Below are 9,855 nucleotides of genomic sequence, written 5' to 3'. Positions count from 1 at the left end.
CTACCGGCCCGGCGAGGGCGGCTGGCTCGGCGCCGAGATCCGCGGCGTCAACCTTGCCGGCGAAACCGCCCGGGCCGGCGGCCAGTCCGCCGCCGTCGAGGTCGTCTCGTTGGTGCGTCCCGGCCCGGCGGAGAAGGCGGGCCTGCGCGAGGGCGACCTGATCCTTGCGGTCAACGGCGCCGCGGCCAGCGGAACGGCTTCGTTCGTCCAGGCCGTTCGCGATCTCGCACCGGGCAGCGTCGTCGACTTCAAGCTGTTGAGAGACGGGGCGCGGGTCGATCTTCCGGTCGCCATAGGCGGCCGGTTCACCGACGGTCTCATCGCCGCCGAGGCCGGAAACGCCACGGCGCAGACCCAGATCGGCAACGCCTATGCCGAGGGCGAGGGGGTCGAAAAGGATCCGGTACTGGCGCGCGCCTGGCATCTGAAGGCGGCCGAGCAGGGGCAGGCGAACTCGCAGGTCGTGGTCGGCTACTACTATGCGCAGGGGATCGGCGGCCCGCGCGACGACGGCGAGGCGGTCGAGTGGTACCGGAAGGCCGCGGCGGCCGACAACCCGATGGCCCTGAACAATCTCGGCGCCATGTATAGCGAGGGACGCGGCGGTCTCGCCAAGGACCGAGCCTCGGCCATCGACCTCTTCCGCCGGGCGGCGGCGCTGGGCAACGAGCTCGCGGCCGACAATCTGAAGAACATGAAGGAGCTGCCTTACGATCTCGCCGACATTCAGCGCGCGCTCGCCGATCTCGGCCACGATCCGGGGCCGGTGGACGGCAAAATGGGCGGCAAGACCCGCGCGGCCATCCGCGCGGCGCAACGGCAATTGCAGCTGAGCGTCGACGGAGAGCCGTCGCTTGAGCTTCTGATCGCCCTGCGCGGCGCCCAGCGGGCCGCCGCGGCGACGACGCCGAGCATGCCCGCGCCCGCGCCTTCCGGCGCGAGCCCGGGTCCCGGCAACCTGGGCGATCTCGACAGTCTGGAATGAGCGGCGCGGCAGCCGTTGCGGCTTTCTCCGCAAGCGGCGCAAACGGAGGAAGGGCAATGAAGGGTTTGGCCAGGACCGTCTCCGGCGCGCTGTGCGGCGCTTTTCTGCTCCTCGCGCCTGCCGCCCACAGACCGGCGGGAGCGGCGGAATCCTGTCCCGCGCTGCCCGACGCCCAGTCGACCTTCGGGGCCGCCCTGACCAGCCTCATCGAGAAGGCCACGGGCGGCGGCAGCAGCCTTGCCAAGGCCGGCGATCCGGTCAAGCTGCTCAACGCCTCGCAGCAGCAGCAGGTGCTTGGCTGGCTGAGGACGGAGCTTTCCGGAAGACGCGCCGCGATCGAAGCGGATCGGCAGAAATCGGAAGCCGAAAAGAAGGTCGAGGACCTGAAGCGGCGCATCTTCACGCGCGCCCAGATGGAAGGCGACGCTGCGGTGGTCGGCAACCGCATCTACGATCAGGTCGGCGGCGAGGTGCTGCCGAGCACCCGGCAGGGCAAGCCGCTCGGCCAGATCGTCGACGAGGAAATAGCGCGCGGAAAGCCGGGCCTGGTGACCAAATACGCGGCCAAATACAAGAACGCCATCTTCGCAGCGGTCGAGGCGGACCCGGCAAAGGCCGGCGAGTTCGCCGGCGCGCTCTCGGCCGGCGACTATTCGACGGTGATGGATCAGGCGGCCGAGTGGGGCGCGGCGGGCTTCGGCACCATGGTCGGCGACGCTCTGGGGGAGATGGGGTATGAGAACAGCAAGGCCGTCTGGACCAAGGCGGTCAAGCATGCCGGCGCCGCAAAGGACGTTCTCCTGGCGCTGCGCCGGGGCGACCACGACGGCGCCTGGGAAGTCATCAAGGACGAATGGAAAAAGGAGGTCAAGACCCAGGCCCGCGCCGCGGTCAAGATGGCCATCAACTTCGCCTTCGACGCCGGCAGCGGCGCCGGCTCGATCGGCGACTTCATTCCGCACGAGATTGTCCCCGAAAGCATGAGAAACGTCATTTCGCCGGATTTTTTCGGCCTGACGCCCGGCGACATCTATCTCAGCATTCTCGACGCCGAGCAGGAATTCATCGTCTGGGGCCAGCGCTATCTGCGGGAGCATTCCGAGGTCGGCGATGGAGCCTGCATCCGCAAATACGAATCGGAATACGAGCGAACCGGAGACCGGAACTACGCCTACCAGCAGTTTCTCGACTGCATTCCCACCTCGAAGTACAGCGCCTTTCCGGAATTCCAGAACCAGGCGGAAAGCGCGGGCCTCGATTACGACGCCATGCTGCAGGGGTTCCTCGAGGCGCGCCGCACCCATAAGACGACCGCCTGGACGCCGCTCGAGTGGATCGAGGAGAAGGTCAAAGCGCAACGGGAGAATCTGGAAAGGCAGATCCTGCCCGAGCTGACGCGCACCGAAAAGGTCATGGCCAACATCGCCGAGGGCGTCGGACCGATGCTGGACAACCGCCTGACCGACTTCGCCAATGGCGTTCTCAACGACAATCAGTGGGAACAGCTCGCCGACGAGATCAGCGAGCTCGAACGGGCGCTCGACCAGACGCTGGCGGCGGTCGACAGCGATCTTGACCGCATCCGCCGCTATTCCGACGGCATCAGCGAGTCGTGCGCCGACTATGAGCGGCAAAAGGTCATCGCCCGCCGGGCACTGAGCGAGGGGCTGGATTTGAGCGTGACCGCAAGCCGCCTTTGGGACCGGCTGCGCGGGATCGATACATCCGCCTGCCAGAAGCCCGAAGCAGTTCCTCAGGCCAATGACGACGCGGCGAAGAGGGCTGCGCTGGGACGTTCCATCGATGCCGATCGGGCGGCGCTCGAAACCGAGGTGGAAAGGGTCTGCGTCCTGCCGCCGGAAATCCGCGACGCGGCGGACAAGGCGCAGGCGCGGGAACGGCTCGACGCGGGCCTTCGGTCGGCGCGCGAGGTCGAAGCGATCGCCGCTCGCCTCGCCGGTTCGGCCGACGAGATGGCAGGCTTGCCCGCGCCGGGCGCGGGCGCGTCGGGCGCTAACGGCGCGGCCGCCTCCGCGCGCGAGCGGGTCTTGTCGGAAATCAACGCGCTCAAGGGTGACATCGACGCGCTCGCCGGTCAGTTCGCCGAGCTCAGCGATGGCCGTTTTTCCTCCGCGCGCACCGCGATGAACGATGCGCAAAGACGCATCCGCAACCTAACCGACCCGACCGAGGAGATCATCGGCCGCATCCGGTCCTGCCTGCGGCCGCTCGCGGCGGCTCCCGTCGCCGAGAGGCCGCGCGCGCTGCTCGAGGAGTTGAGCCGGCGCAGTACCGATATCGGCGGCTGCCGCGGCGTCGTACTGGAGAGCTGGGACGAGCGCGACCTCGATCCGCCAAGTACGTCCGGCTTTTCCTCCTCGACCCCGTGGCGCAACCGGCAACTTTCCCTGTCGCACTCGGTCGAGAGCCTGCGCGGCAAGCTTGCCGAAACCGAAGCCCAATGTCCCGCCGCGGCGGAGACGCTTCCTACGGCCGATACGGGCGCGGGGCCGCAGGGACCCGATCCGCAGGCCATCAAGGCTGCCGCCGAAGAAGGCGCATCGCGCATGCAGGGCTGCGTGGCGGAGGCCCTGACCACCTATCAGGACGTGTGGGGCAAGCCCAAACCCGTGGCCGGGGCAAGCTGCGAGCCGGCCGAGAACGCAACGGCGCTGCAGAGCCTGAAAGAGGCCGCCGACCGTGGCGGTGCGGACGACAAGGCGCGCCTGGCCGAGTTCGAACGGACCGCCAGCCAGGTGCAGGCCGCCCACGACCACTATGAGGCGGCGCAGGCGGCGTTCGACGCCGGCGACACGGCGGCAGCGCGCGCGGCCCTGATCAGCGCCAAGGCGGCCGTGGCGGGTCTCGGAGGCAATCCGCCTTGCGCGGAGCTGGCGGCGAAGATCGACGGTGGCCTCGACAAGACCGACCGGCTGGAACAGGAGTTGAGCTCCGCGCGGGCGACCATTGAGCAGTGCGAGCCCGGGGCGTTGCGCGAGCTGGCATCGCGCATCGGTTCCTCGACTCATCCGGAGCTGGCCGAGATCTCCAGCCAGGCCGCCCTCATGATCGCCGCTCACGCCAAATATGACGAGGCCAGCAGCGCGTTCTCGTCGGGTAATCTCGGCGGTGCCGAGTCGGCGCTGCACCAGGCGCAGGCGCATTTGCAGGGCAGCGGAGGGGCCTGTGGCGACCTCGCGGCACGGATCGAAGCCGGTCTCGGCAAGGTCGAGCGCCTGCGCGACGCCATCGCGTCGGCGGAAGGGGCGGTCGCGCGTTGCGATGCCGATGACATCAAACGGTGGAGGTCGGCGCTTGCGGAGGTCGGCAACCCCGCCGCACGACCGGTCAAGCAGAGCCTCGAGATTGCCGAGAAGCGGTGCGAGACGGCCGCGCGCAACGAGGCCGTCGCGCAGGCCGACCGGACCTGCATGACCAGCTTCGGCGTCTTCGCACTTGCCGACCGCAGCTCCGTGGACCGGGGCGACATCAAGTGTCAGTGCAAGTCCGGCTATCAGTGGAGCGACGACGGCAAGAGCTGCGTCAGGGCGCCGACCGCGGAAGAGCTCGCCGCTGCCCGCAACGCCAATTGCAGGAACCAGTACGGCAACGGCTATTATGCCGGCTCGGCGGACAGGAAGGGGCAGTATTACTGCCTGCCGACGACGCAGACCGCCAATGCCTGGTGCCGGCAGAAGAACGGCTCTGGCTATTACGCCGGGCGGGTGAAGGGCGACGGCAGCTTCGACTGCTACCTTTCCGACAATGCCGCGCGCCAAGTCGCGCTCAACAATTGCCGCAACACCTACGGGTCCCGCTTCATCCGGCTCGTCAAGCGCAACGGTCAGTATTTCTGCGAGTATCGGAACGACACCGCGACCAGCCCGCCGCAGCACGACACCCGCGCCTCGGCCGCCGCCATTGCCGCCGGCGTCGCCATCATCGAGGGCATACTGGGCCAGACCAATTCGCCGAGCCAGCCAAGCCCGCCCAGCGGCCCGCGGCCGACCTATCCGCCGCCTTTGCGGGGACCGAACGACCATTGCAAGAACATGTCCATCGCGGCGCCGACCTGTTACTGAGACCGTGGGGCGCCGGCCGGACGGCGGCAAATTGCCCCATGCCGCACAAAGACCTTTGGCGTTAAGCCTTTGGCGCAAAGTAACAAATATTGAAATTTTCCATCTAAGATGCGTTTGACTCTGCCCCCCACGCGCGGCAAGAGTGAAAACAACTCCGGGGAACAGTCGGAGCAGTATCTTGCTTCGATTTGATCAGGGGGATCAAAGGTTCCGCGTGCGGGACTTCGCGAAGCGGGTGAGCAACCGGCCTTGCGCGTTCTGGTGCATCTCGGGGTTGGCGATGTAACCCGCTTCGGCGGCAGAGCGGAAATTGTCGCTCGGGTCGGGATGGAGTATTGTGATCCAGACCGTACGGGCGTCCGCACTTGTCGGCCGATGGGTCTGAATGGGAGGATGATTAGATGAAGAGACTTATGACGATGGCGCTGTCTGGGTTGGCGGGCGTCGCGCTCGGCCTTGCCTTGAGCAGCGGGTCCATGGCCCAGGAGGTGACGCTGAAGTTTCACCACATTCTCGGCCCGAAATCGCCGGCTCAGGTCAACATGATCGAGCCGTGGGCAAGGAAGGTGGAAGAGGACTCCGGCGGCCGCATCAAAATCGAGATCTATCCGGCCATGTCGCTCGGCGGCACGCCGCCGCAACTCGTCCGACAGGTCCGTGACGGCGTCGTCGACCTGGTCTGGACGGTGAACGGCTACACGCCGGAGCTTTATCCGCGGACGGAAGTGTTCGAGCTGCCCGGCGTCTACAACGGCAGCACCACCGCCGCCAACCTGGCCATGCGCGAACTGTTCGACCAGTATCTGGCCCCGGAATATGAAGGCGTCAAAGTCATCGTTCTTCACGTCCATGCCGGCCAGGGCATCCAGATGAAGGACAAGCTGGCGCGCAAGCCCGGCGACCTCAAGGGCCTCAAGATGCGCATACCGTCCCGGAGCGGCGCGTGGGTCATCGAAGCGCTAGGCGCCACCCCGGTCGGAATGCCGATCGGCGACCTGCCACAGGCGCTGTCGACCGGCGCCGTCGACGGGGCGCTCATCCCCTGGGAGATCATCCCGCCGTTCAAGATTCAGGAGCTGACCAAGTATCAGATTGAAGGGCCGAACCACGAGCGCTTCGGTACCACCACCTTCCAGATCTCGATGAACCAGGCCAAGTACGACAGCCTGCCCGACGATCTCAAGGCGGTGATCGACAAGAACTCCGGCGAGGAGTTCGCCCGCCTCGTCGGCAAGGTCTGGCGCGACTCCGAGGAAGGCGGCATTGGCGTCGCGATCAAGGACGGCAACGAGCTGATTACGCTGACCGAAGAGGAGATGGCGGGGTTCCGCAAGGCGATGGAGCCGGTCGACAAGCGCTGGATCGAGGAGGTCACCGCCAAAGGCATCGACGGTCAGGCGCTCTACGCCGCCGCCCGCGCGGCGGTCGCCAAGCACAGCGGCAAGTAAGGGCCCGGCGTGGCTGCCGGCCGCGTGAGTGGTCCCGAAGCGACAATGTGGGCGAGGCTTACCTGCCTCGCCCACGCCGTACTCAAGCTCTGGGCGCTCTTCGGCGGGGTGATTCTGTTGAGCCTGGTTATCATGACCGCGGCCAGCGCCATCTCCAATCTCTTGTTCAACCGCCCGTTTCGCGGCGACTACGAGATCGTCAAACACGGCGTGGCGATCGCCGCCTTCACCTTCCTGCCATACTGCCAGATCACATACAGCAACGTCACCGTCGACATTTTCACCGAGCGCATGAGCGATCGCCTAAAGAATGCGGCGGTGTTGCTGTCCTCTTTGATCGCCGCCGGACTTGCCGCGCTGCTCTTCCGGCAGATGTGGTTGGGCATGTGGGATTACATCACCTACCGCGAGGTCATGACATCCCTGCCGATCCCGCTGTGGACAGCGTTTCCGCCGGCCCTGGTGTCTCTGGCTCTGCTGTTCGTGGCGGCGGTGATCACGGCTGCCGAGGGGATCAGGGGCGCGCGAGGAGAGGCGCTGGGCTCCTAGCGCACGGTTGCCCGGGGGGAGATCCATGATCTCTAATATCGCGATTGGCACCGCGGGCCTTGCCGCCATGCTGGCGCTGATCGTCATCAGGGTGCCCATCGCCTATTCGATGATCGTGGTCGGGATCGCCGGCATCAGCCTCCTGTCCGGGCCGATGATCGTTCTTTTCCAGCTCAAGGACCTCGCCTATTCGACGTTTGCGAACTATGACCTCAGCGTCCTGCCGATGTTCGTCCTCATGGGCAGCCTTGCCTCGCGTTCCGGGCTCAGCCGCGATCTGTTTCGCGGCGCCAACGCCTGGCTCGGTCGCTTCCGCGGCGGCGTGGCCATGGCGACCATCGCCGCCTGCGGCGGCTTCGGCGCCGTTTGCGGTTCCTCGCTCGCCACCGCCTCGACCATGGGTCAGGTTGCCCTGCCGCAGCTGCGCCGCCTCAACTATGCGCCGTCGCTCGCCACCGGCACGATCGCCGCCGGCGGCACGCTCGGCATCCTGATCCCGCCGTCGGTGGTGCTGATCGTCTACGCCATCATCATCGAGACGAACATCGTCACTTTGTTCAAGGCGGCGCTGATCCCCGGCCTGCTCGCCGTCTTTCTGTTCATCATCACCATCGCGATCTATGTACGCATTCGCCCGCAAGCGGGCCCAAAGGGCGAACCGGTTCCGCGCCGCGAGTTGCTCGATGGCACCATCGCCGTCCTGCCGGTCTTTGTCATCTTCGGCGTCGTGATTGGCGGCATCTACTGGGGCCTCTATAATCCGACGCCGGCCGCGGCGATCGGCGTCTTCCTCGTCGCCGCGCACGGCTATGGCCTCGGTCGGCTCAACTTTGCCGATCTGGTCAACGCACTCCTGGAAACCGCCCGCACCACCGGGTTCATCTACCTGATCCTGTTCGGCGCCGCGCTGTTGTCGATCTTCATGTCGCGCGCCGGCGTTCCCCAGGCGGTGGCCGAGATGCTGCACTCGAGCGGCCTGCCGCCGCTGGCGATCCTGATCCTGATCATCCTCATTTTCCTTGTCCTCGGCATGCTCATGGACAGCCTGTCGATGATCATTCTCGCCATACCGTTTTTCTGGCCGGTGATCGTCGGCCTCGACTTCGGCATGTCCGTCGACGACCTCAAGATCTGGTTCGGCGTCATCGCCCTCGTCGTCGTCGAGCTCGGCCTGATCACGCCGCCGGTGGGCTTGAACGTCTTCATCATCAACTCGCTGGCGCGGGACGTGCCGATGCGCGAAACCTTCAAGGGCGTCATGCCGTTCTTTCTTTCCGAGATTGTGCGCGTCTCGCTGCTCGTCGCCTTTCCTGCGATCAGTCTCTTTCTGCCGCGCCTGCTCGGGCATTGAAGCGGCCAAGCTTCGCCGTTGCCGCGAACCGCCCCAGGGCTCTTTCGCGATAGGGGCTAGCCCGGCCGCCTTAAGCCCAGCCTCAAGCCTTCACGGGCAGCCCCGCCATCGTGCGGGACGGGCGGCCTGGACGGCCTCCCCGGGCGGCTACGCCGACTCAATAAACGCAAACCCGCCGGAGGCGCCGCTCCTCTCCCCGTGGGCGGTGTCGGATCCAGACCGCGCCCCCGCGTGGGAGAAGATGCCTGTGAGTCTAAGGGCGCTCCGGAGAGCGGGGATAAGTTTTGAATGGGATTCGCGGAAAACCGCGAAAAAGCGAGTTCGGTTTGGGGAATCACGGTAAACGGGAGGTGAAAAAGGGGAGCGGTTTTACCCCCACCGGGCTTCGCGTAAGGCGCGGTTCAGCCCGCGCCAACGCTTCGCATCGCTCCCCCATCAACGGGAGGGAAGATGCTCAGTCACTGAGCCTTTCCCTTGCCGTCCGGGTCGAGGGGTAGGGGCGCAATGACATCAACTATTGAAACTATAAATTCAAATATCGTTTCAATTTCTGCTGAAATGAGGCATGCTGCAAGGCCGGTCGCGGGCGCTCGCGGATGCCGGAACGCCCGCAGCGGCGTCCCCGGGACGCTGCGCCGGATCGGGAGCCGAGAGCAAGGAAACGCCGCGGTGGCGATGCAACTCAACAATTCGGTGGCCCGCGCCTTCGCCATCCTTGATCTGTTCTCGGAGCGGCGCCCGGAGATCGCCGCCCGCGAGGTGGCCAAGGAACTGCGCCTCAACGTCGTCACCGCGCACCGCTTCATGCGCTCGCTGGCGGCCGTCGGGGCGCTGGTCGCGGTCGCCCGCGGCCGTTACCGGCTCGGCTATCTGTTCGCCGACCTCGGCGGCCGCGTCGTCAACGGCAACTGCCTGCGCGAGGCGGCCCAGCCGGTGCTCGACCAGGTGACGGCGGACATCAACGAAGGCTCCATGGCGACGATCCTGGAATCCAATATGATCTCCTGCATTGCCGTCGCGCATACCGGACGCACGCTCTCGGTCAATGTCCGCGTCGGCACTCGGATGGAGGCCTATTGCGCCGCCAACGGCAAGGTGTGGCTGTCGCGTCTGCCGCGCCCGGCCCTGGAGCGGTTTTTCGACGCGGTCGAGCTCAAGCGGCTGACCGCGCGCACCATCGTCAACCGGCGCGCCCTGGAGCGGGAGTTGGAGAAGGTGCGGCGCGACGGCTACGCTATCAATGACGGCGAGCGCGAGGACGGGCTGCGCGCCATCGCGCTTCCGGTGACCGGGCGCAACGGCGACATGCTGACCGCCATCTCGGTCTTCGGCCCGACGTCGCGCATGAGCCCGGAGGTCATGGAGCGGGCGCTCGCCCGCCTGCGCCGGGCGGCAAGGGAGATCGAGGCCGCGCTCTATGGGCGCCGGGTGGCATAATGA

Annotated in this window: 6 protein-coding genes; all 6 read left to right on the top strand. The window is 66.5% G+C overall.

All coding sequences use genetic code 11. The features are described 5' to 3' along the window. Nucleotides 1-985 (top strand): PDZ domain-containing protein (locus tag Q8P46_14255; GenBank protein MDP2621311.1); only part of this gene is annotated, 985 nt, incomplete at its 5' end. A gap of 56 nt (nucleotides 986-1,041) precedes the next feature. Continuing rightward, the gene (locus tag Q8P46_14250; GenBank protein ID MDP2621310.1) at nucleotides 1,042-5,067 is read left to right on the top strand and encodes a hypothetical protein; all 4,026 of its coding nucleotides are present in this window, start codon (nucleotides 1,042-1,044) and stop codon (nucleotides 5,065-5,067) included. 401 nt (nucleotides 5,068-5,468) lie between these two features. Next, a complete protein-coding gene (locus tag Q8P46_14245) occupies nucleotides 5,469-6,515 on the top strand; it encodes a TRAP transporter substrate-binding protein (protein MDP2621309.1) in 1,047 nt (348 codons plus the stop codon). A 45-nt stretch (nucleotides 6,516-6,560) separates the two neighbouring features. After that, on the top strand, nucleotides 6,561-7,064 hold the full coding sequence (locus Q8P46_14240; protein ID MDP2621308.1) for a TRAP transporter small permease: 504 nt from the start codon (nucleotides 6,561-6,563) through the stop codon (nucleotides 7,062-7,064). Between the two features lie 25 nt (nucleotides 7,065-7,089). After that, the gene (locus tag Q8P46_14235) at nucleotides 7,090-8,415 is read left to right on the top strand and encodes a TRAP transporter large permease (protein MDP2621307.1); all 1,326 of its coding nucleotides are present in this window, start codon (nucleotides 7,090-7,092) and stop codon (nucleotides 8,413-8,415) included. 675 nt (nucleotides 8,416-9,090) lie between these two features. After that, the gene (locus tag Q8P46_14230; GenBank protein MDP2621306.1) at nucleotides 9,091-9,852 is read left to right on the top strand and encodes an IclR family transcriptional regulator; all 762 of its coding nucleotides are present in this window, start codon (nucleotides 9,091-9,093) and stop codon (nucleotides 9,850-9,852) included. The last annotated feature ends 3 nt before the right edge of the window (nucleotides 9,853-9,855 follow it).

Source organism: Hyphomicrobiales bacterium, assembly GCA_030688605.1.
Classification (GTDB): domain Bacteria; phylum Pseudomonadota; class Alphaproteobacteria; order Rhizobiales; family NORP267; genus JAUYJB01.
Note: the sequence above shows the minus strand (reverse complement) of the source record. Positions and strands in the feature narration are given on the sequence as shown.

Bases quoted from the DNA above. Each gene is read 5' to 3' on its own strand.
- Q8P46_14250 (MDP2621310.1), top strand. From the start codon at position 1,042: ATGAAGGGTTTGGCCAGGACCGTCTCCGGCGCGCTGTGCGGCGCTTTT.
- Q8P46_14245 (MDP2621309.1), top strand. From the start codon at position 5,469: ATGAAGAGACTTATGACGATGGCGCTGTCTGGGTTGGCGGGCGTCGCG.
- Q8P46_14240 (MDP2621308.1), top strand. From the start codon at position 6,561: ATGTGGGCGAGGCTTACCTGCCTCGCCCACGCCGTACTCAAGCTCTGG.
- Q8P46_14235 (MDP2621307.1), top strand. From the start codon at position 7,090: ATGATCTCTAATATCGCGATTGGCACCGCGGGCCTTGCCGCCATGCTG.
- Q8P46_14230 (MDP2621306.1), top strand. From the start codon at position 9,091: ATGCAACTCAACAATTCGGTGGCCCGCGCCTTCGCCATCCTTGATCTG.